Origin of the sequence: Pseudomonas prosekii, assembly GCF_900105155.1 — a bacterium.
Taxonomy (GTDB): domain Bacteria; phylum Pseudomonadota; class Gammaproteobacteria; order Pseudomonadales; family Pseudomonadaceae; genus Aquipseudomonas; species Aquipseudomonas prosekii.
Map to the genome: position 1 here is coordinate 2,823,366 of NZ_LT629762.1, position 23,687 is coordinate 2,847,052.

Consider the following 23,687-nt stretch of genomic DNA (forward strand, 5'->3'; position numbering starts at 1 on the left):
AGTCCCTTGCCTTAATAAGCTGCGCTGGTGTTCATCAAGTGGTCAGTGTACGCAGCAGGTTCTTGTAGTCCTCGCGGATGTCCGCGTCGGATTCCTTGAGTTCGTTGATCTTGCGGCAGGCGTGCAAAACAGTCGTGTGGTCGCGGCCGCCAAACACATCGCCGATTTCCGGCAGGCTGTGGTTAGTCAACTCTTTGGAGAGGGCCATTGCAACCTGACGCGGACGGGCGACCGAGCGTGAACGACGCTTGGACAGCAAGTCGGAGATCTTGATCTTGTAGTACTCGGCGACGGTGCGCTGAATGTTATCCACAGAGACCAGTTTGTCTTGCAGCGCCAACAGGTCTTTCAGGGATTCGCGAATCAACTCGATGGTGATGTCGCGGCCCATGAAGTGCGAGTGGGCAATCACGCGTTTCAGCGCGCCTTCCAGCTCACGGACGTTGGAGCGAATGCGCTGGGCAATAAAGAACGCCGCATCGTGGGGCAGATCGACTTTGGCCTGATCGGCCTTTTTCATCAGGATCGCCACGCGGGTTTCCAGCTCCGGCGGCTCGACGGCAACCGTCAGGCCCCAGCCGAAACGGGATTTCAGGCGCTCTTCAAGGCCTTCGATTTCTTTCGGGTAGCGGTCACTGGTGAGAATGACCTGCTGGCCACCTTCGAGCAGGGCGTTGAAGGTGTGGAAAAACTCTTCCTGCGAACGTTCCTTGCGGGCGAAGAACTGAATGTCATCGATCAGCAGTGCATCCACCGAGCGGTAGAAGCGTTTGAATTCGTTGATCGCGTTCAGTTGCAGCGCCTTGACCATGTCGGCCACGAAACGCTCGGAATGCAGGTACACGACCTTGGCATTCGGGTTCTTCTTTAATAGGTGGTTACCCACCGCGTGCATCAAGTGGGTTTTACCCAAACCAACGCCGCCATAAAGGAAGAGCGGGTTGTAACCGTGCTTGGGGTTATCGGCCACTTGCCAGGCTGCCGCACGGGCCAACTGGTTGGACTTGCCTTCGACGAAGTTCTCGAAGGTGAACGTGCGGTTCAGATAGCTGGTGTGCTTGAGCGCGCCTTCGACCTGCACGGTGCGCTGTTCGGCGCGAATCGGCGCCTGTTGCGAACTGGCGCCGGCCATTGGGTCGAAGCTGTCGCGGGACGGCTCTTCGCTGACGTCGGCGATTTTTTGCGTGGGACGTTTGGTCTGGGTGTTCGCGATCGGAGCCGGCGCTGGCGCATTGACCGGCGCTTGCGTGGACTGTGCCTGCGAAGCAGCGGCCGCCAGCGGAGCATTAGGTGCCGCGCGAGGTGCCGAGCTGCGTTTGCTGCCTATTAATAAGGACAGCGCAGGCGCGAGGCCATTGCCGTGCTCATCGAGCAGTTCAAGGACGCGGCCCAGGTACTTTTCGTTGACCCAGTCGAGAACAAAGCGGTTCGGTGCGTAGACACGCAACTCGTCGCCTTCGGCTTCGACCTGTAGTGGACGGATCCAAGTGTTGAATTGTTGGGCAGGCAGCTCATCGCGCAAAAGCTCCACGCACTGCTGCCAAAGTTCCACTGACACGGATATCCCCTAAGTTGAAAGCCGGTGAGGCAAAAACAAGCGGCCATTGTAGCGGCCAGCCGTCCACTTATCCACATGCAGGTTGCGCACAGGCCATGAATTATCAATGCGTTAACCGCTGAAAAGGCGACCAGCGGTATGTGCATAAGCTCTGTGGATAACCGCCTCTGAGGGCACTGGACAAGTGGGGGGTAAACTCGGTGGATAACCGGCCTGTGGATAACTGGCCATTCCACACACAGCTTATCCGACAGCGCAGCACAGGCTTACCACCGTTTTCCACTGTACTTGTCATTCTCTGTACATCGCGAGTTAGAAGGGCTGGATGCAGTTATCCACAGAAGATGGCGTCCCTAGCTTTTATAAGCTTTACAGAAAAGCTTTAAATAATTCCCTTCTTTATTTCTATATCTAGCGAAGGGTGTCGAGCGGACAAACCCCTGCAGATCTATTTATAAGGAAACGTTGGTTGGAAATTGACCTAGAGGCTTGCTTTCTCTAGAATCCCCGGTCTCTTAAAACGGGGGCCATTCCGGCCCGTTGTGGACGAACCAGGTAACACGACAATGAAACGTACTTTCCAACCAAGCACTATCAAACGCGCTCGTACCCACGGCTTCCGTGCTCGCATGGCAACCAAAAACGGTCGCGCCGTCCTGTCGCGTCGTCGCGCCAAAGGTCGTGCGCGTCTGGCAGTTTGATAATCCGGCACTGGAGGTGAGTCAGGACTTCAGTCGGGAGAAGCGTTTGCTTACCCCCCGGCATTTCAAGGCAGTCTTTGACTCCCCTACCGGCAAGGTTCCGGGGAAAAATCTCCTGCTCCTTGCGCGCAACAACGATCTTGATCACCCCCGTCTCGGGCTGGTTATCGGGAAAAAGAGCGTAAAGCTCTCCGTCGAGCGCAATCGCCTCAAACGTCTGATGCGCGAATCGTTCCGTCTGAACCAGGAATCACTGGTCGGTTGGGACATTGTTATCGTCGCGCGCAAAGGTTTGGGGGACGTAGAAAACCCCGAATTGATTCAGCATTTCGGCAAACTCTGGAAGCGTCTGGCACGCAGCACGCCAGTACCAGCAGTCAAAACCGAAACTGTAGGGGTAGACAGTCCCGATGCGTAAACTGGCACTCGTTCCGATCCAGTTTTATCGCTATGCCATTAGTCCCTTGATGGCCAGTCACTGTCGTTTCTACCCCAGTTGTTCCTGCTACGCGTATGAAGCCATAGAAAATCATGGCCTTCTGCGCGGTGGCTGGCTGGCCTTTCGTCGTTTAGGTCGCTGTCATCCGTGGAATCCCGGTGGTTACGACCCGGTTCCACCTATCCCTACCTCCCGTTCTTCTTCGATGGCCGAGTAATCATGGATATCAAACGCACGATCCTGATCGTCGCCCTGGCAATCGTGTCCTACGTTATGGTTCTTAAATGGAACCAGGACTATGGCCAGGCTGCCCTGCCGACTCAGAATGTTGCTTCCAGTACTACCGCACCGGGTCTACCGGACACGGCGACTGGCAATAATGCTTCTGTCAGTGACGACATTCCACGCGCTGCAAGCGATACCAGCACTGCACCTGCCGAAACTCCGGTAGCTGTCAGTAAAGACCTCATCCAGATCAAAACGGATGTGCTCAACCTGGCAATCGATCCACAAGGTGGTGATGTTGCTCAGTTGACACTGCCGCTGTATCCACGTCGCCAGGATCATCCGGAAATTCCATTCCAGCTGTTCGATAACGGCAACGAGCGGACTTATCTGGCTCAAAGCGGTTTGATCGGCACTGATGGTCCGGACGCAAGTCCTACCGGTCGTCCGGTTTACGCCTCGGAGAAGAAGCTTTACCAACTGGCTGATGGCCAAGACCAATTGGTCGTGGACCTGAAGTTCAGCAAGGACGGCGTCAACTACATCAAGCGCTTCACCGTGAAACGCGGCTTGTACGACGTAACCGTTTCCTACTTGATCGACAACACCAGCGAAAAGCCTTGGTCGGGTGCAATGTTTGCCCAACTGAAGCGTGACGCCAGCTCCGATCCATCCTCCAGCACTGCTACTGGCACCGCGACTTACCTGGGCGCCGCCCTGTGGACAAGTAACGAGCCGTACAAAAAAGTGTCGATGAAGGACATGGACAAGGCTCAGCTGAAAGAAACCGTTAACGGTGGCTGGGTTGCCTGGTTGCAACACTACTTTGTGACTGCATGGATTCCGGCGAAGGGCGAAAACAATGTCGTCCAGACCCGTAAAGACAGCAAAGGCAACTACATCATTGGTTACACCGCGCCAGCTGTAAGCATCGCGCCGGGTGCCAAAGGTGAAGTCAGCGCCTTGCTGTACGCCGGTCCGAAAAGCCAGGCAGTGCTGAAAGAATTGTCCCCAGGTCTGGAATTGACCGTCGACTACGGCATCCTGTGGTTCATTGCCCAACCAATCTTCTGGTTGCTGCAACACATCCACGCGATTGTTGGTAACTGGGGCTGGTCGATCATCTTCCTGACCATGCTGATCAAAGGGCTTTTCTTCCCGTTGTCGGCTGCCAGCTACAAATCCATGGCGCGCATGCGTGCAGTGGCACCGAAACTGGCTGCGCTGAAAGAGCAACATGGCGACGACCGGCAGAAAATGTCGCAAGCCATGATGGAGCTGTACAAGAAAGAGAAGATCAATCCACTGGGCGGCTGCTTGCCAATCCTCGTGCAGATGCCGGTTTTCCTTTCGCTGTACTGGGTTCTGCTCGAAAGCGTAGAAATGCGCCAAGCGCCATTCATGCTGTGGATAACTGACCTGTCGATCAAGGATCCGTTCTTCATCCTGCCGATCATCATGGGCGCAACCATGTTTATCCAGCAGCGCTTGAACCCGACTCCGCCGGATCCGATGCAGGCGAAAGTGATGAAAATGATGCCAATCATCTTCACCTTCTTCTTCCTGTGGTTCCCAGCTGGTCTGGTGCTGTACTGGGTGGTCAACAACGTGCTGTCCATCAGCCAACAGTGGTACATCACACGTAAGATCGAAGCCGCTACCAAGAATGCTGCTGCGTAACTTACTCTGTGGATAACCACTCAAAACGCCCCCTAGTGGGGCGTTTTGCTATCTGTCATTTTTGTCTGGATACCGGTTTATGAGCGTTCCTCGTGAAACCATCGCTGCCGTCGCCACCGCTCAAGGTCGCGGCGGAGTAGGCATCGTCCGTATTTCCGGGCCGCTGGCGAGTGTGGCGGCCAAAGCCATCAGCGGCCGCGAACTGAAACCGCGATACGCGCACTACGGCCCGTTCCTCAGTGAAGACGCCGAAGTGTTGGACGAAGGCATCGCCCTGTATTTTCCCGGGCCGAACTCGTTTACCGGCGAAGACGTGCTGGAACTTCAGGGCCACGGCGGCCCGATCGTCCTCGACATGCTGCTCAAGCGTTGCCTGGAATTGGGTTGCCGGTTGGCCTGTCCGGGCGAATTCAGCGAGCGCGCGTTCCTCAACGACAAACTCGACCTCGCCCAGGCCGAGGCGATTGCCGATTTGATCGAGGCGAGTTCTGCACAGGCTGCGCGCAATGCCCTGCGTTCCTTGCAAGGGGCATTTTCCCAGCGTGTGCATAACCTCACCGAGCAATTGATCGGCCTGCGCATCTACGTCGAAGCTGCCATCGACTTCCCGGAAGAGGAAATCGACTTCCTCGCCGATGGCCACGTATTGAGCATGCTCGACAAAGTGCGCGACGAGTTATCCACAGTGCTGCGCGAAGCCGGGCAGGGCGCTTTGCTGCGCGACGGCATGAACGTGGTGATCGCCGGGCGGCCGAATGCCGGCAAATCCAGTTTGCTCAACGCGTTGGCCGGTCGAGAAGCAGCGATCGTTACCGAGATTGCCGGCACGACTCGCGACATTCTTCGCGAACATATCCACATCGATGGCATGCCGCTGCACGTGGTCGACACCGCTGGTCTGCGCGATACCGATGATCAGGTTGAAAAAATCGGCGTCGAGCGTGCGCTGAAAGCCATCGGCGAAGCAGATCGAGTGCTGCTGGTGGTCGACGCCACCGCGCCGGAAGCGCTGGACCCGTTTGCGTTGTGGCCGGAATTCCTCGAAACCCGCCCGGACCCGGCCAAAGTCACGCTGATCCGCAACAAGGCTGATCTGACCGGCGAAGCGATTGCCCTGGAAGTCAGCGACGATGGCCATGTCACCATCAGCCTCAGCGCCAAATCGGCGGGCGAAGGCCTTGAGCTGCTGCGCGAGCACCTGAAGACTTGCATGGGCTACGAGCAGACCTCGGAAAGCAGCTTCAGCGCCCGCCGACGTCACTTGGAAGCGTTGCGCCATGCCAGCGCATCGCTTGAGCACGGCAGAGCGCAGCTGACCCTCGCGGGTGCTGGTGAGTTGTTGGCGGAGGATTTGCGCCAGGCGCAGCATTCGTTGGGGGAAATCACTGGGGCGTTCAGCTCCGATGATTTGCTCGGTCGGATCTTTTCCAGTTTCTGTATCGGTAAATAAACGCAGCGGGCTGTGGGTAACTTATCCACAGCCCTTTTTGCTTTTACCAGTTGTACGACACAGAACCTAACAAAGTTCGGCTTTCGCCCCAGTAGCAGCGTCCGGCGTCGTTACAGCCAGACACGTATTCCTTGTCGAACAGGTTTTTCGCATTCAGGTCGACGGTCCAGTTTCGATCGATCTGGTAACCGATCGCCGCGTCCACCAACGTCACGTCGCCGGCATCGAGCTTGCCGTAGAGAGTTGGCGCGGTGTAGGCAAACGCGCTGTCGAAGTACCGCACGCCGCCACCGACATACAGTCCCTTCAAACTGCTTTCGAGGAATCGGTACTTGGCCCAGATCGAGGCCTGATTGCGCGGCACGCCGGTCATTTGGTGATCCTTGACCAGGGAAGTCGCCGAATCCTTGGTGATCCGCGCGTCGGTATAAGTGTAGGCCGCCGTCACGTTGAGGTTTGGCGTCAGGTTGCTGTTGAGCTCCAGCTCCACACCTTTGGCGCGGCTCTCGCCGACTTGGCGATAGCTCGCGGTGGTGGCGTCGAAGTAGGTGTCGTCCTTTTTGCGCAGGTCGTAGACCGAGGCAGTGAACGCCGTGTCCCAACCGGTGGGTTCGTACTTCAGGCCGATTTCATATTGGCTGCTTGTGATTGGCTCCAGCGGCGCGCCGGAATTGGAGATCTGCTGCACCGGGACAAACGCGGTCGAGTAGCTCACATACGGCGTCATACCGTTGTCGAACTGGTACATCACCCCGCCCTGATAGGTGAATTTCTTGTCCTCGGAACTGATGTTGCTGCCGCGCGCCACTTTGTCGCGGAAATCGCTGTCGACCCAATCCTGACGGCCACCGAGCAGGAACAACCAATGGTCGTACTTGCTCTGCACCTGTGCATAAACACCTTTCATCTGTTGCTCAAGCAAAGTGTTTTGCACCGCGATTGGCGTCGTCGGGTCGCGCAGGTACACCGGGTTGTAGACATCAATCGGCCCGACCAGCCCGGCGTTCCAATCCTGATTAAACGAAGTCCGGTCAAAACTGCCGCCGAATAAAACGGTGTTTTGCAAACCGCCGACGTCGAATTTGCCTTCCAACTGGTTATCCAGCGAGTAGACCATCGATTTGTTGAAGCGATCGTAGGCGGTCATGTTCAGTCGGGTGCCGAATCCGCCGTTGTTCAGGTTGCCCGGCCAGGTTTCGTGGCGGGTGATGCGCGACTGCATGTAGCGCGAGTTCTGCCGGAACTGCCAATCGTCGTTGAAGCTGTGGGTAAATTCATAACCCGTGCTCCAGGTTTCACGCTCGAAGGTGTTCCAGTCAGGATCGCCGAGCATGGTGTCTTTGGATAACTTGCCGTTGGGGTTCGTCAGCAAAGTGCCGGCGGCAGGTAGGCCAAGTTCCATATTGGTGTGGTCTTTCTGGTAGTTGGCCAACAGTGTCAGGGTGTTGTAGTCGTCGAAATTCAGGGTCAGCGACGGCGCGATGTAAATGCGATCGTCCGGCACATGGTCGGTTTGAGTCTCGGCGTTGCGGCCAAGCATGACGATGCGGCCGAGGATGTTGCCGTCATCGTCCAGCGGCCCGGAGACATCGACGCCCAATTGGCGGCGGTTGTTGGAGCCGTAACTCAGTTGCACTTCACCCTGAGGCGCTGCGGTAGGGCGCTTGCTCACCAGGTTGACCAGCCCGCCCGGCGCGTTCTCGCCGTACAGCAGCGAGGACGGGCCGCGGAAGATTTCCACGCGCTCGAGGCCGTAAGGTTCGGTGCTGGTGTCATACCGATTGCCCTGCACGCGTAGGCCATCGCGCAACAAGCCGTAGCCGTAATCGGTGGCGTTGAAACCGCGGATGAAAAACAGATCACCGGCCAGACTGTCGCCAGCGGCAAAGGGTGGCGCGAAGATCCCCGGCACATAACCCAAAACATCTGTCAGCGTCTGCGACTTCTGATCCTTCATTCGTTGCGCGGTAACGACTGACACCGAACGCGGCGTTTCCGACAGCGGCGTACTGGTTTTCGTACCGACCCGACTGTTCGAAGCCTTGTAGCCAACGTCGGCGGCGTAATCCAGGTTCATCTCATTCTGCTGCACGCCGTTGATATTGGTCTCCCCGAGCACCAACGGCCCCGACACCGGCACGGCTTGCAGAATATAGCTGCCCGGCGCCTGCGAAACGGCCTGCAAACCGGAGCCCTGCAGCAACATGGCGAAACCCTGTTCGACCGAATAGCTGCCGGCCAAGCCCTGACTGCGCAGCTGCGCGGTTTGCTGCGGCGAGAATGAGAGGATCACATTGGCTGTCGACGCGAACTGGCTCAACGCGTTGTCCAGCGGACCGGCCGCGATGGCATAGCGTTGCGTGACGCTGGCCGCGAGCGCAGGGCTGGTCGTCACCAGGCAACTGGCAGCGCTGGTTATCAACAAGCTGTAGGCAATGCAGTGGTGGGAAAAGCGCAGTCGGAACGTAGGAAGTCGCATGGATGGGTAAGCCCTGAAGGTGGCAAAGAGCCGCGTAGATCGCGATTACCTGTAGGGCCGTGTCAGGGCTGAAAAAGATAACCCCGCGCCAGATTTATTTTCCCGAGGATCAAACGGCCTGGCTGATCGACACCCAATAACGCGTGAAATAGCGCACGTTGATCGGCAGCGAAGCTTGCAGATTGGCCAGCACTGCATCGGTGGAATCGAGGCGAAAAGTCCCGGAAACCCGCAACCGCGCGGCACGTTCGTCACACTGCAGAACCCCGGAACGATAGCGCCCAAGCTCGCGGATGACCTCGCCCAGCGGCGTGTCCAGAACAATCAATTGGCCGTTGATCCACGCAGCTTCCGCCAATTTGTAGGGATGAATCGCACCGACGCGGTCGCTTTGAAAGTCCACGCCTTCGCCGGCGTTCAATACGCGCGGGCTGCTTTGCTGGTCATTGGGCTGAATGCTCACGCGATCTTCCAGCACCCCGACCCGCGTTTTGGCGGATAGCTGATGCACCGAAAACCGCGTGCCCAACGCTTGAATCCGTCCTTCCTCGGTCTCGACGAAAAACGCTCGCGGGTCGCCGAGCTTGCCCGTGCGGACGAGGATTTCCCCCGAACGCAAACGAATCAGGCGTTGCTGGCCATCGAACAGCACATCGATGGCGGTGTTGGTGTTGAGATGAATCTGGCTGCCGTCGGCCAATTCGATGCTGCGTCGCTGGCCGACCTTGGTGGAATAGTCGGCCCAGACATTGCCCAACGCCGTGTGTTTTTGCACATTCCAACCGACGTATCCGCTGCCAGCGAGGATCAGCAGCAGCTTCAGCACCTGCCGGCGTTGTTGCGTCGAGGACAAGGCGCGGCGCGTCAGGTCACGGGGCATTGCGCCCAAGTGCCGTTGCAGTTGCTCCATCTGATTCCACGCTGCGAGGTGCGCCGGATTGCTCTCGACCCACTGCTGCCAGGCCTGGCGTTGCGCGGGCGAGGGCGGTTCGCTCTGAAACTGCACGTACCAACTGGCCGCCGCTTCGAAGACTTTGCGATCAGGCGCGGCGGTCATTAAAGAGACGCCATGATCAAAGAGCATTCGGTGAGCGCGCGGATCATGTGCTTCTTCACCGTGGTCAGCGACACCTTCAGTTCACAGGCGATCTGTTGATAAGTCAGGCCTTCAATCTGCGACAGCATGAATATCCGCTGCGCCCGCGCGCCTAATCCCGCCAAGGCTTTATCCACAGCGACCAGGGTTTCGATGATCAACGCCTTGTCTTCTTCGCTGATTGCCGTGGCCTCGGGGCGGGCGGCCAGGGTTTCCAGGAAGGCGATCTCGATCGCCCGTCGACGGTAGCGATCAATCACCAGACCCCGGGCGATGGTGGCCAGATAGTCGCGAGGTTCCCGAATCTGCAAGGCATTGCGCGAGCCGAGAATGCGCAGAAAGGTGTCATGCGCGACATCGGCCGCATCGCAGGTGTCATGCAACTTGCCCTTGAGCCACCCGTACAACCAGGAATGGTGCTGCTCATAGATCTGTTGAACGGCTGCCGTGTGGGAGGTTAAGGGCATAGAGAACAGGGCTTGTTAATGATAATGCCTATTATTAGCTTCTGTTACGTCTACTAACAATAGCCACCGTCCACCGCGTATCGGCTGTTTTCTCGCTGTTTTTTCCAACTGATGAGGGTCTGCCAGAGACATCGGCTGGAATTTTGCTGTGCGGAATTCGAGTAAAAGCGACTTTTCTGTGGATTAAGCCCTGTGAATAAGTGCCTCTAAGGGCAGTTGATAACAGGGCGTGAAAACTGAAGATAAACCCCTCTGTGGATAACCACCCGTTTCATCCACAGGCTTACACCGGTTATCCAAGGGACTCATTGGCACATGAACACAGGGTTTTGAATCTCTGTACATATTGAATATAAAGGCCTGTAGCGATCTATCCACAGAAAAGGTGCTCAGTAGAAATAAACATAAAAACAAAGATTTAATAAATTTCTCTCTTTTTAATTTCTATTAACCCGACTTCTCCACAGCTGGTTAAATTTTGTGCAAAGGGTTCTTTAGGAAGGGCGAAGTCCCTATACTTGCCGACCTGGTCCAGAAACCCGGGCTCAAACTATTCCTGAATTACCTACTTAAGCAGGCACGAGGTGCGTGGTGGATTTCCCTTCCCGTTTTGAAGTGATCGTCATCGGCGGCGGTCATGCCGGTACCGAGGCAGCACTGGCGTCAGCACGTATGGGGGCAAAAACCCTGTTGCTGACGCACAACGTGGAAACCCTCGGTGCCATGAGTTGCAACCCGGCCATTGGCGGGATCGGCAAAAGCCACCTGGTCAAGGAAATCGATGCCCTCGGCGGCGCGATGGCCATGGCCACCGACAAGGGTGGTATCCAGTTTCGCGTGTTGAACAGCCGCAAAGGCCCGGCCGTACGCGCCACTCGTGCTCAAGCCGACCGGGTTTTGTACAAGGCGGCTGTCCGCGAAGCCCTGGAAAACCAGCCGAACCTGTGGATATTTCAACAAGCCGCTGATGACCTGATCGTTGAACAGGAACAAGTGCGCGGTGTTGTCACGCAAATGGGTCTGCGCTTCTTCGCCGATTCCGTGGTGTTGACCACTGGCACCTTCCTCGGTGGACTTATCCACATCGGCATGCAGAATTATTCCGGCGGTCGTGCCGGTGATCCGCCGTCGATTGCCCTGGCCCATCGTCTGCGTGAATTGCCACTGCGCGTCGGTCGTTTGAAAACCGGCACACCGCCGCGTATCGACGGCCGTTCGGTGGATTTCTCGGTGATGACCGAGCAAGCGGGCGACACGCCGATCCCGGTCATGTCGTTCATGGGTTCCAAAGAGCAGCACCCGAAACAGGTGAGCTGCTGGATTACCCACACCAACGCCCGAACTCACGAAATCATTGCGGCCAACCTCGACCGTTCGCCGATGTATTCCGATGCCGGTCTGATCGAAGGCATTGGCCCGCGTTATTGCCCGTCGATCGAAGACAAGATCCATCGCTTTGCCGACAAGGAAAGTCATCAGGTCTTCATCGAACCGGAAGGTTTGACCACCCACGAGCTGTACCCGAACGGGATTTCCACTTCCCTGCCGTTCGACGTGCAATTGCAGATCGTGCAATCGATCCGTGGCATGGAAAACGCGCACATTGTTCGCCCGGGTTACGCCATCGAGTACGACTACTTCGACCCGCGTGACCTGAAGTACAGCCTCGAAACCAAAGTCATCGGCGGTCTGTTTTTCGCCGGGCAAATCAACGGCACCACCGGTTACGAAGAAGCCGGCGCCCAAGGTTTGCTGGCCGGAGCCAATGCCGCGCTGCGTGCTCAGGGCAAAGATGCCTGGTGCCCGCGTCGCGATGAGGCGTACATCGGCGTGTTGGTCGATGACCTGATTACCCTGGGAACCCAGGAACCGTACCGGATGTTCACGTCCCGGGCCGAATACCGTTTGATCCTGCGCGAAGACAACGCCGACCTGCGCTTGACCGAAAAAGGTCGCGAGTTGGGTCTGGTCGATGACGCGCGTTGGGCGGCGTTCTGCAAGAAGCGCGAAAGCATTGATCTCGAAGAGCAGCGCCTGAAAAGTACCTGGGTTCGCCCGAATACCGAGCAGGGTGATGCGATTTCGGAAAAATTCGGTACGCCACTGACCCATGAATACAACTTGCTCAACCTCTTGAGCCGTCCGGAAATCGACTACGCTGGTCTGATCGCCGTGACTGGCGGTGGCGCAGAAGATCCACAGGTCGCCGAGCAGGTCGAAATCAAGACCAAATATGCCGGTTACATTGATCGCCAGCAGGACGAAATCGTCCGTCTGCGTGCCAGTGAAAACACCAAACTGCCTGTGGATATCGATTACACGAACATCTCCGGTCTCTCCAAAGAGATCCAGAGCAAGCTCGGCGCGACCCGACCAGAAACTCTGGGCCAGGCCTCGCGTATCCCGGGCGTCACCCCGGCAGCCATTTCGCTGTTGATGATTCATTTGAAAAAACGCGGCGCGGGCCGTCAGTTGGAGCAAAGCGCTTGAGTTCGTTGGTCACCTCGCAACACGCAGAAGAGTTATCCACAGGTGCTCGCCAACTCGGTGTCACGCTGACCGAAGCCCAGCACGCGTTACTGCTGGGTTATCTGGCCCTGTTGATCAAATGGAACAAGGCCTACAACCTGACCGCCGTGCGCGATCCGGACGAAATGGTTTCGCGGCATTTGCTCGACAGCTTGAGCGTGATGGCGTTTGTGGAAAACGGTCGGTGGCTGGACGTTGGTAGCGGTGGCGGCATGCCCGGGATCCCGTTGGCTATCCTGTTTCCCGAGTCGCAGGTCACGTGCCTGGACAGCAATGGCAAGAAAACCCGCTTCCTGACCCAGGTCAAACTCGAACTCAAACTGGATAACCTGCAAGTTATCCACAGTCGCGTTGAAGCTTTCCAGCCAGAACAGCCTTTCAACGGGATCATTTCCCGGGCGTTCAGCAGCATGGAAAACTTCAGCAACTGGACGCGTCATCTCGGCGACCGCGATACGCGGTGGCTGGCAATGAAGGGCGTTCATCCCGCCGATGAGCTGGTAGCATTGCCGGCAGACTTCCACCTCGATAGCGAACACGCCCTGGCCGTACCCGGTTGCCAAGGCCAACGCCATCTGCTGATACTGCGCCGCACGGCATGATTGGGAACACAAGCAAGAATGGCTAAGGTATTCGCGATAGCGAACCAGAAGGGTGGTGTGGGCAAGACCACCACCTGCATCAACCTCGCAGCTTCCCTGGTCGCTACCAAGCGCCGGGTGCTGTTGATCGATCTTGATCCACAAGGCAACGCCACCATGGGTAGCGGTGTGGATAAACATGGCTTGGAAAACTCGGTCTACGACCTGTTGATCGGCGAATGCGATCTGGCTCAGGCCATGCATTACTCCGAGCACGGTGGTTACCAATTGTTGCCGGCCAACCGCGATCTGACTGCGGCCGAAGTGGTGCTGCTGGAAATGCAGATGAAGGAAAGTCGTCTGCGCAGCGCGCTGGCGCCGATCCGCGAAAACTACGATTACATTCTGATCGACTGCCCACCGTCCCTGTCGATGCTGACATTGAACGCGCTGGTTGCGGCCGATGGGGTGATCATCCCGATGCAGTGCGAGTATTTCGCGCTCGAAGGGTTGAGCGACCTTGTGGATAACATCAAGCGCATCGCCGAACTGCTGAACCCGAACCTGAAAGTCGAAGGCCTGTTGCGGACCATGTATGACCCGCGCCTGAGCCTGATGAACGACGTTTCGGCGCAGCTCAAGGAACACTTTGGCGAGCAGCTCTACGACACGGTGATTCCGCGCAACATCCGCCTGGCCGAAGCGCCGAGTTATGGCATGCCGGCGCTGGCGTACGACAAATCATCGCGTGGCGCCATCGCTTACCTGGCTTTGGCCGGCGAGCTGGTGCGCCGTCAACGCAAAAACTCACGCACCGCCGCCGCTCAGGCAACTTAAGGAATCCCCATGGCCGTCAAGAAACGAGGTCTCGGACGTGGACTGGATGCACTGCTGAGTGGTCCGACTGTCAGCTCGCTCGAAGAGCAAGCGGTGCAGGCCGATCAGCGTGAGCTGCAGCATCTGCCGCTGGACCTGATCCAGCGTGGCAAGTATCAGCCGCGTCGCGACATGGACCCGCAGGCACTCGAAGAGCTGGCGCAGTCGATCAAGGCCCAAGGCGTGATGCAGCCCATTGTGGTGCGTCCGATCGGCAGCGGTCGTTTCGAAATCATTGCCGGTGAACGTCGCTGGCGCGCGAGCCAGCAGGCTGGCCAGGAAACCATCCCGGCGATGGTGCGCGATGTGCCGGATGAAACCGCGATTGCCATGGCGCTGATCGAAAACATTCAGCGCGAAGACCTCAATCCGATCGAAGAAGCCGTGGCCCTGCAGCGTTTGCAGCAGGAATTCCAGCTGACTCAGCAGCAAGTTGCCGAGGCCGTGGGGAAATCCCGGGTCACCGTGGCGAACCTGCTACGCTTGATCGCATTGCCGGAAGTCATCAAAACCATGCTCTCGCACGGTGACCTGGAAATGGGTCATGCACGTGCTTTGCTCGGTTTGCCGGAAAATCAACAGGTTGAAGGGGCGCGACACGTTGTCGCACGCGGGCTGACCGTGCGCCAAACCGAGGCACTGGTTCGCCAGTGGTTGAGCGGCAAACCGGAGCCGGTGGAAGCGGCAAAACCTGATCCGGATATCGCTCGACTCGAACAGCGCCTGGCCGAGCGCCTAGGCTCTGCGGTGCAGATCCGTCATGGAAAGAAGGGTAAAGGGCAGTTGGTGATTGGCTATAACTCTCTCGACGAGCTTCAAGGCGTGCTTGCACACATCCGCTGAAACATTTCCTCATGTAGCGCGCAGTCGGAAATCACTACCTGACAGTTGAATAGGGGCTGAACCGCCCCTATACTCTGCGCGCATTTTGTCGGCACAAATTATGCCAAGTTACTGAATTCTGGCAGCCGACCATTGGGGAGTAAAAGTGATGGAAACCCGCACGCCAAACCGCTTGCCGTTCCATCGCCTGGCAGTTTTTCCGGTGTTAATGGCTCAATTTATCGTTGTGCTCATTGCCGCTTTGGCGCTCTGGCAATGGTATGGAGTCGTTGCCGGGTACTCAGGTCTTTGCGGAGGCCTGATAGCCTTGTTACCCAATGTTTATTTCGCTCACAGGGCATTTCGGTTTTCCGGCGCCCGAGCAGCTCAAGCCATCGTCCGGTCTTTTTATGCTGGCGAGGCGGGCAAATTAATTCTGACGGCAGTGCTCTTTGCATTGACGTTTGCAGGTGTGAAGCCATTGGCGCCGTTAGCTGTATTCGGCGTCTTCGTGTTGACCCAACTGGTCAGCTGGTTCGCGCCCCTGCTGATGAGAACAAGACTTTCGAGACCTTAGGGCGTTTGAGGCAACCATGGCAGAGACAACCGCTTCGGGCTATATCCAGCACCACTTGCAGAACCTGACCTTCGGTCAGCATCCTACCGGCGGCTGGGGCTTTGCCCACACCGCAGCAGAAGCCAAGGAAATGGGCTTCTGGGCTTTCCACGTCGATACGCTCGGCTGGTCGGTCGCATTGGGTCTGATCTTCGTTCTGATTTTCCGCATGGCGGCAAAGAAGGCGACGTCGGGTCAACCGGGTGCTTTGCAGAACTTCGTTGAAGTATTGGTCGAATTCGTCGATGGCAGCGTGAAAGACAGCTTCCATGGTCGTAGCCCGGTGATTGCACCGCTGGCACTGACTATCTTCGTCTGGGTGTTCCTGATGAACGCCGTCGACCTGGTACCGGTCGACTGGATTCCTCAGCTGGCCATCCTGATCACCGGTGATGCGCACATTCCATTCCGTGCCGTATCGACCACTGACCCGAACGCTACCCTGGGCATGGCCCTGTCGGTGTTCGCGTTGATCATTTTCTACAGCATCAAGGTCAAGGGCATCGGCGGCTTCATCGGCGAACTGACCCTGCACCCTTTCGGCAGCAAGAACATCTTCGTTCAAGCCCTGCTGATCCCGGTGAACTTCCTGCTGGAGTTCGTGACACTGATCGCCAAGCCGATTTCGTTGGCACTGCGTCTGTTCGGCAACATGTACGCCGGCGAACTGGTCTTCATTCTGATTGCTGTGATGTTCGGCAGCGGTCTGCTCTGGCTTAGCGGCCTGGGCGTAGTTCTGCAGTGGGCGTGGGCTGTGTTCCACATCCTGATCATCACCCTGCAGGCGTTTATCTTCATGATGCTGACCATCGTCTACCTGTCGATGGCGCACGAAGAGAACCATTAAGACCAGTCTCGACTAGTCTGATGTCCCACCCGGTCAAACGGGTGGGTGCCCGAACAGGGCTTATGAAACGATTTGTTTTACCGCTTTAAAATCTAAAAAACCTAAACCATACGACGTAAAAGTCGGGAGGAAAGATGGAAACTGTAGTTGGTCTAACCGCTATCGCTGTTGCACTGTTGATCGGCCTGGGTGCACTGGGTACCGCAATTGGTTTCGGCCTGTTGGGCGGCAAGTTCCTGGAAGGCGCAGCGCGTCAGCCAGAAATGGTTCCAATGCTGCAAGTCAAAATGTTCATCGTTGCCGGTCTGCTCGACGCCGTAACCATGATCGGTGTTGGTATCGCTCTGTTCTTCACCTTCGCGAACCCATTCGTTGGTCAACTCGCTGGCTAATCACTCGAACCTTCGAGTGATTGGTTTGATGTGCAACGAACGAGCGAGGTGTTGGCGTGAACATTAATGCAACCCTGATTGGCCAGTCCGTTGCGTTCTTCATTTTTGTACTGTTTTGCATGAAGTTCGTGTGGCCTCCGGTCATCGCGGCTTTGCACGAACGTCAGAAGAAGATCGCGGATGGACTGGACGCTGCCGCCCGAGCAGCTCGCGACCTGGAGCTGGCCCAAGATAAAGCGGGTCAGCAACTGCGCGAAGCGAAAGCTCAGGCAGCCGAAATCATTGAGCAAGCCAAGAAACGCGGTAACCAGATTGTTGAAGAGGCTGTTGAAAAAGCCCGTATCGACGCTGACCGTGTGAAGGTTCAGGCTCAGGCCGAGATCGAACAGGAACTGAACAGTGTCAAAGACGCGCTGCGTGCCCAATTGGGTGCACTGGCGGTCGGCGGCGCAGAGAAGATCCTGGGTGCCACAATCGATCAAAACGCGCACGCGGAGCTGGTAAACAAACTGGCTGCTGAAATTTAAGCGAGGGCGATCATGGCAGAATTGACCACGTTGGCCCGACCTTACGCTAAGGCAGCCTTCGAGCACGCCCAGGCCCACCAGCAACTGGCCTCTTGGTCAGCCATGCTCGGCCTGGCTGCAGCAGTGTCGCAAGACGACACTATGCAGCGCGTGCTCAAGGCCCCGCGACTGACGAGCGCAGACAAGGCCGCCACGTTTATTGACGTGTGCGGCGACAAGTTTGATGCCAAGGCACAGAACTTCATCAACGTCGTTGCCGAAAACGACCGTCTCCCGCTTTTGCCGGAGATATCCGCTCTGTTCGACCTGTACAAGGCCGAACAAGAGAAATCGGTAGACGTTGAAGTGACCAGTGCTTTTGCATTGAACCAAGAACAGCAAGACAAACTCGCCAAGGTTCTCAGTGCACGACTCAACCGGGAAGTGCGCCTGCAAGTCGAGGAAGACAAATCCCTTATCGGGGGCATTGTCATCCGCGCCGGCGACCTGGTTATCGATGGCTCGGTTCGCGGAAAACTCGCAAACCTTGCCGAAGCATTGAAATCTTGAGTTTGAAGGGGCAGCAGAGCAATGCAGCAACTCAATCCTTCCGAAATAAGTGAAATTATCAAGGGCCGCATCGACAAGCTCGATGTGACCTCCCAAGCCCGTAACGAAGGCACAGTCGTCAGCGTATCTGACGGCATCGTGCGGATTCACGGTCTGGCCGACGTAATGTACGGCGAGATGATCGAGTTTCCGGGCGGCGTCTTCGGTATGGCTCTCAACCTCGAGCAAGACTCTGTAGGTGCCGTAGTTTTGGGCTCCTACCAGTCTCTGGCTGAAGGCATGAGCGCCAAGTGCACTGGCCGCATCCTCGAAGTTCCGGTTGGTAAGGAACTGCTGGGTCGCGTGGTCGACGCACTGGGTAACCCTGTTGACGGCAAAGGTCCACTGGGCAACACCGAGACCGACGCGGTCGAGAAAGTTGCTCCAGGCGTGATCTGGCGTAAGTCGGTAGACCAGCCTGTACAGACTGGCTACAAGGCTGTCGATGCCATGATCCCTGTCGGCCGTGGCCAGCGTGAGCTGATCATCGGTGACCGTCAGATCGGTAAAACCGCTCTGGCGATCGACGCGATCATCAACCAGAAAAACAGCGGTATTTTCTGCGTCTACGTAGCGATCGGTCAGAAGCAATCGACCATCGCCAACGTGGTTCGCAAGCTGGAAGAAAACGGCGCGCTGGCTAACACCATCGTCGTCGCTGCGAGCGCTTCGGAATCTGCAGCACTGCAATTCCTGGCACCGTACTCCGGTTGCACCATGGGTGAATTCTTCCGCGACCGCGGTGAAGACGCGCTGATCGTTTATGACGATCTGTCCAAGCAAGCAGTGGCTTACCGCCAGATTTCCCTGCTGCTGCGCCGTCCACCAGGCCGTGAAGCTTACCCAGGCGACGTGTTCTATCTCCACTCCCGTCTGCTGGAGCGCGCATCCCGCGTTTCGGAAGAATACGTAGAGAAGTTCACCAACGGCGCAGTGACCGGCAAAACCGGTTCCCTGACCGCACTGCCGATCATCGAAACCCAGGCTGGCGACGTTTCCGCGTTCGTTCCGACCAACGTGATTTCCATCACCGACGGTCAGATCTTCCTGGAATCGGCCATGTTCAACTCCGGGATCCGTCCTGCAGTGAACGCCGGTGTTTCGGTATCCCGTGTGGGTGGTGCCGCTCAGACCAAGATCATCAAGAAGCTCTCCGGTGGTATTCGTACCGCTCTGGCTCAGTACCGTGAACTGGCGGCATTCGCCCAGTTCGCTTCTGACCTGGACGAAGCGACCCGTAAGCAACTTGAGCATGGTCAGCGCGTTACCGAGCTGATGAAGCAGAAGCAATACGCACCAATGTCGATCGCTGACATGGCGCTGTCGCTGTATGCCGCTGAGCGTGGGTTCCTGACTGACATTGAAATCGCCAAGATCGGCAGCTTCGAACAAGCGCTGATTGCTTTCTTCAACCGCGATCACGCCGATTTGATGGCCAAGATCAACGTTAAGGGTGACTTCAATGACGAAATCGACGCTGGCATGAAAGCCGGTATCGAGAAGTTCAAGGCCACCCAAACCTGGTAAGCCGCAGCGGGAGCCGCAAGGCTCCCGCTTGCTAACCTGATAGGTGTTACATGGCAGGCGCAAAAGAGATTCGCAGTAAGATTGCGAGCATCAAAAGCACGCAAAAGATTACCAGCGCCATGGAAAAAGTGGCGGTCAGTAAAATGCGCAAGGCACAAATGCGCATGGCTGCTAGCCGTCCTTACGCGGAGCGCATCCGCCAGGTTATTGGTCATTTGGCCAACGCCAACCCGGAATATCGCCACCCGTTCATGATCGACCGCGCCATCAAGCGCGTTGGTTATGTCGTGGTGAGCAGTGACCGTGGTTTGTGTGGTGGCTTGAACACCAACCTGTTCAAGGCCCTGGTCAAGGACATGGCGGTAAACCGTGAAAACGGCGTCGAGATCGATCTGTGTGTTGTTGGTAGCAAGGGTGCGGCTTTCTTCCGTAACTTCGGCGGTAACGTCGTAGCAGCTATCAGCCACCTGGGTGAAGAACCGTCGATCAATGACCTGATCGGCAGCGTCAAGGTGATGCTGGATGCCTACCTCGATGGTCGTATCGACCGTCTGAGCGTTGTGTCCAACAAGTTCATCAACACCATGACGCAACAGCCTACCGTGGAGCAGTTGATTCCATTGGTGGCAACCCCGGATCAAAACCTCAAGCACCACTGGGATTATCTGTACGAACCGGACGCCAAAGAGCTGCTTGACGGCTTGATGGTCCGTTACGTGGAGTCGCAGGTCTACCAGGCGGTGGTCGAGAACAACGCGGCTGAACAAGCTGCGCGGATGATCGCGATGAAGAACGCTACCGACAACGCCGGTGATTTGATCAGCGATTTGCAGCTGATCTACAACAAGGCGCGTCAGGCTGCGATCACCCAAGAGATCTCGGAAATCGTCGGCGGCGCTGCCGCGGTTTAACGGTTCAAATATTCAGAGGATCCAGCTATGAGTAGCGGACGTATCGTTCAAATCATCGGCGCCGTTATCGACGTGGAATTTCCACGCGACAGCGTACCGAGCATCTACAACGCGCTGAAAGTTGTAAGCGCGGCTGAAACCACCCTGGAAGTTCAGCAGCAGCTGGGCGACGGCGTGGTTCGTACCATTGCGATGGGTTCCACCGAGGGCTTGAAGCGCGGTCTGGAAGTTACCGACTCTGGCGCAGCCATCTCCGTACCGGTCGGTAAAGCGACCCTGGGCCGGATCATGGACGTTCTGGGTAACCCGATCGACGAAGCTGGCCCGATCGACACCGAAGAGCGCTGGGGCATTCACCGTCCTGCGCCATCCTTCGCTGAACAAGCAGGCGGCAACGACCTGCTGGAAACCGGGATCAAGGTAATCGACCTGGTTTGCCCGTTCGCCAAGGGCGGTAAAGTTGGTCTGTTCGGTGGTGCCGGTGTAGGCAAAACCGTAAACATGATGGAACTGATCCGTAACATCGCCATCGAGCACAGCGGTTATTCCGTGTTCGCCGGTGTGGGTGAGCGTACTCGTGAGGGTAACGACTTCTACCACGAGATGAAGGATTCCAACGTTCTGGACAAAGTGGCACTGGTTTACGGTCAGATGAACGAGCCGCCGGGTAACCGTCTGCGCGTAGCACTGACCGGCCTGACCATGGCCGAGAAGTTCCGTGACGAAGGTAATGACGTTCTGCTGTTCGTCGACAACATCTATCGTTACACCCTGGCCGGTACTGAAGTATCCGCACTGCTGGGCCGTATGCCTTCCGCAGTAGGTTACCAGCCGACCCTGGCCGAAGAGATGGGTACTCTGCAAGAGCGCATCACTTCGACCAAAAACGGTTCGATCACCTCGATCCAAGCGGTATACGTACCTGCGGATGACTTGACTGACCCGTCGCCAGCGACCACTTTCGCCCACTTGGACGCCACCGTCGTTCTGTCCCGTGACATCGCTTCCCTGGGTATCTACCCAGCGGTCGATCCACTCGACTCGACTTCGCGCCAGCTGGATCCGAACGTGATCGGCCAGGACCACTACGACACCGCTCGCGGCGTCCAGTACGTTCTGCAGCGTTACAAAGAACTGAAGGACATCATTGCGATCCTGGGTATGGACGAGCTGTCGGAAGCCGACAAGCAGTTGGTAAACCGTGCTCGTAAGATCCAGCGTTTCTTGTCGCAGCCGTTCTTCGTGGCTGAAGTCTTCACCGGTGCATCGGGTAAATACGTTTCCCTGAAAGACACCATTGCAGGCTTCAAAGGCATCCTCAACGGTGACTACGACCACCTGCCAGAACAAGCGTTCTACATGGTCGGCGGCATCGAAGAAGCGATCGAGAAAGCCAAAAAACTGTAACCCTGGCGCCCGGCAACGGGCGCACATTAGGTTGAGGCAATCAGATGGCTATGACAGTCCATTGCGATATCGTCAGCGCGGAAGGGGAAATCTTCTCCGGTCTGGTCGAGATGGTGATTGCGCACGGTGCACTCGGTGATCTTGGTATCGCCATGGGTCACGCGCCGTTGCTCACCAATCTCAAACCAGGTCCTATTCGCCTGATCAAGCAGGGCGGGGAAGAGGAGGTGTTCTACATCTCCGGCGGTTTCCTCGAGGTTCAGCCGAACAAGGTCGAAGTACTTGCCGATACCGTGCAACGTGCTGCTGATCTGGATGAAGCTTCTGCTCAGCAAGCCGTCAAGGCTGCCGAGAAAGCCTTGCATGAACGTGGCGCCGAGTTCGATTACGGTTCTGCTGCTGCACGTCTGGCCGAGGCGACAGCTCAGCTGCGCACCGTTCAGCAGATCCGCAAGAAGTTCGGCCACTAACAGGCCATCACTTGTTGCGCGATTGATTAAAAAGGGTAGCCTCGGCTACCCTTTTTTCTTTTCCGATTTTCATCACCTGGTCGCAGTTGCTGACCACCCAGGAATGGTAGCCAGTCATGTCTCTAGAAATCGTTATCCTCGCTGCCGGCCAAGGCACTCGCATGCGTTCGGCGTTGCCCAAGGTTCTGCACCCGATTGCCGGCAACTCGATGCTTGGCCATGTTATCCACAGCGCCCGGCAGCTCGACCCACAGCGCATTCACGTAGTGATCGGCCACGGCGCCGACGCTGTGCGCGATCGCCTGGCGGCGGATGACCTGAATTTCGTCCTGCAAGACAAGCAACTGGGCACCGGGCATGCCGTGGCGCAGGCCGTTCCTTTCATCAAGTCCGATACCGTGCTGATCCTTTACGGTGACGTGCCGCTGATCGAAGTGGAAACCCTGCAACGCCTGCTGAAAAAAGTCGAGCCGCAGCAACTGGGCCTGCTCACCGTTGAACTGGACGACCCGACTGGTTACGGGCGCATCGTGCGTGACGCCGACGGCAAGGTTACCGCCATCGTCGAGCAGAAAGACGCCAACGACGCCCAGCGTGCAATCACCGAAGGCAACACCGGCATTCTGGCCGTGCCGTTCGAGCGTTTGGGCGACTGGATGAGCCGTCTCTCCAACAACAACGCGCAAGGCGAGTATTACCTGACTGACGTGATTGCGATGGCAGTCAGCGATGGTCTGGTGGTGGCCACCGAACAGCCGCACGACGCCATGGAAGTGCAGGGCGCCAACGATCGCAAGCAGCTTTCCGAGCTCGAGCGTCACTACCAGCTGCGCGCTGGCCGTCGTTTGATGGCGCAAGGCGTCACGCTGCGCGACCCGGCACGCTTCGACGTACGCGGTGAAGTCAGCGTCGGTCGCGACGTACTGATCGACATTAACGTGATCCTCGAAGGCAAAGTCGTCATCGAAGATGACGTGATCATCGGTCCGAACTGCGTGATCAAGGACAGCACCCTGCGCAAAGGCGTGGTGATCAAGGCCAACAGTCACATTGAAGGCGCGATGCTCGGCGAGGGCAGCGATGCTGGTCCGTTCGCGCGTCTGCGTCCGGGCACCGTGTTGGAAGCGCGCGCGCATGTGGGTAACTTCGTCGAACTGAAAAACGCCCATCTGGGCGAAGGCGCCAAGGCTGGCCACCTGACTTACCTGGGCGACGCCGAAGTCGGCGCGCGCACCAACATCGGCGCGGGCACCATCACTTGCAACTACGATGGCGCGAACAAGTGGAAAACCGTGTTGGGTGAAGATGTGTTCATCGGCTCCAACAATTCGCTGGTCGCGCCTGTGGATATCTCCAGCGGCGCAACCACGGCGGCCGGTTCGACCATCACGCAAAATGTGGATAACGCTCAATTGGCGGTCGGTCGTGCACGTCAGCGCAACATCGATGGCTGGAAGCGTCCGGAGAAAATCAAAAAGAGCTGAGTTATCCACAGCTCA

At 57.1% G+C, this 23,687-nt stretch carries 23 protein-coding genes; 19 read left to right on the plus strand and 4 right to left on the minus strand.

Translation table 11 applies throughout. The features are described 5' to 3' along the window. Positions 1-34: 34 nt before the first annotated feature. On the minus strand, positions 35-1,558 hold the full coding sequence (dnaA, locus tag BLU01_RS12750) for a chromosomal replication initiator protein DnaA (RefSeq protein ID WP_092275692.1): 1,524 nt from the start codon (positions 1,556-1,558) through the stop codon (positions 35-37). Positions 1,559-2,124: 566 nt separating this feature from the next. Between dnaA and rpmH the strand changes: the two genes are divergently transcribed. The 5 genes from rpmH (at position 2,125) to mnmE (ending at position 6,053) form a co-directional block, all read left to right on the plus strand. Next, positions 2,125-2,259 carry a 50S ribosomal protein L34 gene (gene rpmH, locus BLU01_RS27855; RefSeq protein ID WP_003213577.1) on the plus strand — a complete coding sequence of 45 codons (135 nt, stop codon included), beginning with the start codon at positions 2,125-2,127 and terminating at the stop codon, positions 2,257-2,259. A 16-nt stretch (positions 2,260-2,275) separates the two neighbouring features. Next, positions 2,276-2,677: a ribonuclease P protein component gene (rnpA, locus tag BLU01_RS12760; RefSeq protein ID WP_197675593.1), complete on the plus strand. Its 402-nt coding sequence runs from the start codon at positions 2,276-2,278 to the stop codon at positions 2,675-2,677. Further along, entirely contained in the window at positions 2,670-2,915 is a 246-nt protein-coding gene (gene yidD, locus BLU01_RS12765; RefSeq protein WP_080761984.1) for a membrane protein insertion efficiency factor YidD, read from the plus strand. The genes rnpA and yidD overlap by 8 nt, the downstream gene beginning before the upstream one ends. A 2-nt stretch (positions 2,916-2,917) precedes the next feature. After that, the gene (gene yidC / locus BLU01_RS12770; protein ID WP_092275698.1) at positions 2,918-4,603 is read left to right on the plus strand and encodes a membrane protein insertase YidC; all 1,686 of its coding nucleotides are present in this window, start codon (positions 2,918-2,920) and stop codon (positions 4,601-4,603) included. Between the two features lie 79 nt (positions 4,604-4,682). Next, positions 4,683-6,053 carry a tRNA uridine-5-carboxymethylaminomethyl(34) synthesis GTPase MnmE gene (gene mnmE, locus BLU01_RS12775; protein ID WP_092275701.1) on the plus strand — a complete coding sequence of 457 codons (1,371 nt, stop codon included), beginning with the start codon at positions 4,683-4,685 and terminating at the stop codon, positions 6,051-6,053. A gap of 43 nt (positions 6,054-6,096) precedes the next feature. Here mnmE and BLU01_RS12780 read toward each other — a convergent pair whose 3' ends face one another. The 3 genes from BLU01_RS12780 to BLU01_RS12790 all read right to left on the minus strand — a co-directional run bounded on the left by BLU01_RS12780 (position 6,097) and on the right by BLU01_RS12790 (position 10,095). Next, the gene (locus BLU01_RS12780) at positions 6,097-8,532 is read right to left on the minus strand and encodes a TonB-dependent siderophore receptor (RefSeq protein ID WP_092275704.1); all 2,436 of its coding nucleotides are present in this window, start codon (positions 8,530-8,532) and stop codon (positions 6,097-6,099) included. Between the two features lie 109 nt (positions 8,533-8,641). After that, on the minus strand, positions 8,642-9,589 hold the full coding sequence (locus tag BLU01_RS12785; RefSeq protein ID WP_092275707.1) for a FecR domain-containing protein: 948 nt from the start codon (positions 9,587-9,589) through the stop codon (positions 8,642-8,644). After that, positions 9,589-10,095: a sigma-70 family RNA polymerase sigma factor gene (locus tag BLU01_RS12790; RefSeq protein WP_092275710.1), complete on the minus strand. Its 507-nt coding sequence runs from the start codon at positions 10,093-10,095 to the stop codon at positions 9,589-9,591. Before BLU01_RS12790 ends, BLU01_RS12785 begins: the two co-directional genes overlap by 1 nt. Before the next feature lie 591 nt (positions 10,096-10,686). Here BLU01_RS12790 and mnmG point away from each other — a divergent pair. The 14 genes from mnmG (at position 10,687) to glmU (ending at position 23,672) form a co-directional block, all read left to right on the plus strand. Then, a complete protein-coding gene (gene mnmG / locus BLU01_RS12795; RefSeq protein WP_092275713.1) occupies positions 10,687-12,585 on the plus strand; it encodes a tRNA uridine-5-carboxymethylaminomethyl(34) synthesis enzyme MnmG in 1,899 nt (632 codons plus the stop codon). Then, positions 12,582-13,226: a 16S rRNA (guanine(527)-N(7))-methyltransferase RsmG gene (rsmG, locus tag BLU01_RS12800; protein WP_092275716.1), complete on the plus strand. Its 645-nt coding sequence runs from the start codon at positions 12,582-12,584 to the stop codon at positions 13,224-13,226. The genes mnmG and rsmG overlap by 4 nt, the downstream gene beginning before the upstream one ends. Positions 13,227-13,244: 18 nt before the next feature. Beyond that, positions 13,245-14,042: a ParA family protein gene (locus BLU01_RS12805; protein WP_092275719.1), complete on the plus strand. Its 798-nt coding sequence runs from the start codon at positions 13,245-13,247 to the stop codon at positions 14,040-14,042. 9 nt (positions 14,043-14,051) lie between these two features. Beyond that, positions 14,052-14,924 (plus strand): ParB/RepB/Spo0J family partition protein, encoded by an 873-nt coding sequence (locus tag BLU01_RS12810; protein ID WP_092275722.1) that lies wholly within the window; start codon positions 14,052-14,054, stop codon positions 14,922-14,924. A 148-nt stretch (positions 14,925-15,072) separates the two neighbouring features. Further along, positions 15,073-15,480 (plus strand): F0F1 ATP synthase subunit I, encoded by a 408-nt coding sequence (locus BLU01_RS12815; protein ID WP_092275724.1) that lies wholly within the window; start codon positions 15,073-15,075, stop codon positions 15,478-15,480. 16 nt (positions 15,481-15,496) lie between these two features. Continuing rightward, positions 15,497-16,366, plus strand: coding sequence for a F0F1 ATP synthase subunit A (gene atpB / locus BLU01_RS12820; RefSeq protein WP_092275727.1), 870 nt, complete (start codon positions 15,497-15,499; stop codon positions 16,364-16,366). A gap of 134 nt (positions 16,367-16,500) precedes the next feature. Beyond that, the gene (gene atpE, locus BLU01_RS12825; protein ID WP_002555987.1) at positions 16,501-16,758 is read left to right on the plus strand and encodes a F0F1 ATP synthase subunit C; all 258 of its coding nucleotides are present in this window, start codon (positions 16,501-16,503) and stop codon (positions 16,756-16,758) included. 56 nt (positions 16,759-16,814) lie between these two features. After that, positions 16,815-17,285 carry a F0F1 ATP synthase subunit B gene (locus BLU01_RS12830; RefSeq protein ID WP_008027535.1) on the plus strand — a complete coding sequence of 157 codons (471 nt, stop codon included), beginning with the start codon at positions 16,815-16,817 and terminating at the stop codon, positions 17,283-17,285. A gap of 12 nt (positions 17,286-17,297) precedes the next feature. Continuing rightward, positions 17,298-17,834, plus strand: coding sequence for a F0F1 ATP synthase subunit delta (locus BLU01_RS12835; RefSeq protein WP_054594854.1), 537 nt, complete (start codon positions 17,298-17,300; stop codon positions 17,832-17,834). Between the two features lie 21 nt (positions 17,835-17,855). Further along, positions 17,856-19,400: a F0F1 ATP synthase subunit alpha gene (gene atpA, locus BLU01_RS12840; protein WP_092275730.1), complete on the plus strand. Its 1,545-nt coding sequence runs from the start codon at positions 17,856-17,858 to the stop codon at positions 19,398-19,400. A gap of 50 nt (positions 19,401-19,450) precedes the next feature. Further along, the gene (gene atpG / locus BLU01_RS12845; RefSeq protein ID WP_092275733.1) at positions 19,451-20,311 is read left to right on the plus strand and encodes a F0F1 ATP synthase subunit gamma; all 861 of its coding nucleotides are present in this window, start codon (positions 19,451-19,453) and stop codon (positions 20,309-20,311) included. Between the two features lie 27 nt (positions 20,312-20,338). Beyond that, complete coding sequence (gene atpD, locus BLU01_RS12850) at positions 20,339-21,718, plus strand: F0F1 ATP synthase subunit beta (RefSeq protein WP_092275736.1); 1,380 nt, start codon at positions 20,339-20,341, stop codon at positions 21,716-21,718. Between the two features lie 44 nt (positions 21,719-21,762). Beyond that, positions 21,763-22,188: a F0F1 ATP synthase subunit epsilon gene (locus BLU01_RS12855; RefSeq protein WP_092275739.1), complete on the plus strand. Its 426-nt coding sequence runs from the start codon at positions 21,763-21,765 to the stop codon at positions 22,186-22,188. A gap of 116 nt (positions 22,189-22,304) precedes the next feature. Then, positions 22,305-23,672, plus strand: a complete 1,368-nt coding sequence (gene glmU / locus BLU01_RS12860) for a bifunctional UDP-N-acetylglucosamine diphosphorylase/glucosamine-1-phosphate N-acetyltransferase GlmU (protein WP_092275742.1) — start codon at positions 22,305-22,307, stop codon at positions 23,670-23,672. The last annotated feature ends 15 nt before the right edge of the window (positions 23,673-23,687 follow it).

Bases quoted from the DNA above. Each gene is read 5' to 3' on its own strand.
- rpmH (WP_003213577.1), top strand. From the start codon at position 2,125: ATGAAACGTACTTTCCAACCAAGCACTATCAAACGCGCTCGTACCCAC.
- yidD (WP_080761984.1), top strand. From the start codon at position 2,670: ATGCGTAAACTGGCACTCGTTCCGATCCAGTTTTATCGCTATGCCATT.
- yidC (WP_092275698.1), top strand. From the start codon at position 2,918: ATGGATATCAAACGCACGATCCTGATCGTCGCCCTGGCAATCGTGTCC.
- mnmE (WP_092275701.1), top strand. From the start codon at position 4,683: ATGAGCGTTCCTCGTGAAACCATCGCTGCCGTCGCCACCGCTCAAGGT.
- BLU01_RS12780 (WP_092275704.1), bottom strand. From the start codon at position 8,532: ATGCGACTTCCTACGTTCCGACTGCGCTTTTCCCACCACTGCATTGCC.
- BLU01_RS12785 (WP_092275707.1), bottom strand. From the start codon at position 9,589: ATGACCGCCGCGCCTGATCGCAAAGTCTTCGAAGCGGCGGCCAGTTGG.
- BLU01_RS12790 (WP_092275710.1), bottom strand. From the start codon at position 10,095: ATGCCCTTAACCTCCCACACGGCAGCCGTTCAACAGATCTATGAGCAG.
- BLU01_RS12805 (WP_092275719.1), top strand. From the start codon at position 13,245: ATGGCTAAGGTATTCGCGATAGCGAACCAGAAGGGTGGTGTGGGCAAG.
- BLU01_RS12810 (WP_092275722.1), top strand. From the start codon at position 14,052: ATGGCCGTCAAGAAACGAGGTCTCGGACGTGGACTGGATGCACTGCTG.
- BLU01_RS12815 (WP_092275724.1), top strand. From the start codon at position 15,073: ATGGAAACCCGCACGCCAAACCGCTTGCCGTTCCATCGCCTGGCAGTT.
- atpB (WP_092275727.1), top strand. From the start codon at position 15,497: ATGGCAGAGACAACCGCTTCGGGCTATATCCAGCACCACTTGCAGAAC.
- atpE (WP_002555987.1), top strand. From the start codon at position 16,501: ATGGAAACTGTAGTTGGTCTAACCGCTATCGCTGTTGCACTGTTGATC.
- BLU01_RS12835 (WP_054594854.1), top strand. From the start codon at position 17,298: ATGGCAGAATTGACCACGTTGGCCCGACCTTACGCTAAGGCAGCCTTC.
- atpA (WP_092275730.1), top strand. From the start codon at position 17,856: ATGCAGCAACTCAATCCTTCCGAAATAAGTGAAATTATCAAGGGCCGC.
- atpG (WP_092275733.1), top strand. From the start codon at position 19,451: ATGGCAGGCGCAAAAGAGATTCGCAGTAAGATTGCGAGCATCAAAAGC.
- atpD (WP_092275736.1), top strand. From the start codon at position 20,339: ATGAGTAGCGGACGTATCGTTCAAATCATCGGCGCCGTTATCGACGTG.
- BLU01_RS12855 (WP_092275739.1), top strand. From the start codon at position 21,763: ATGGCTATGACAGTCCATTGCGATATCGTCAGCGCGGAAGGGGAAATC.
- glmU (WP_092275742.1), top strand. From the start codon at position 22,305: ATGTCTCTAGAAATCGTTATCCTCGCTGCCGGCCAAGGCACTCGCATG.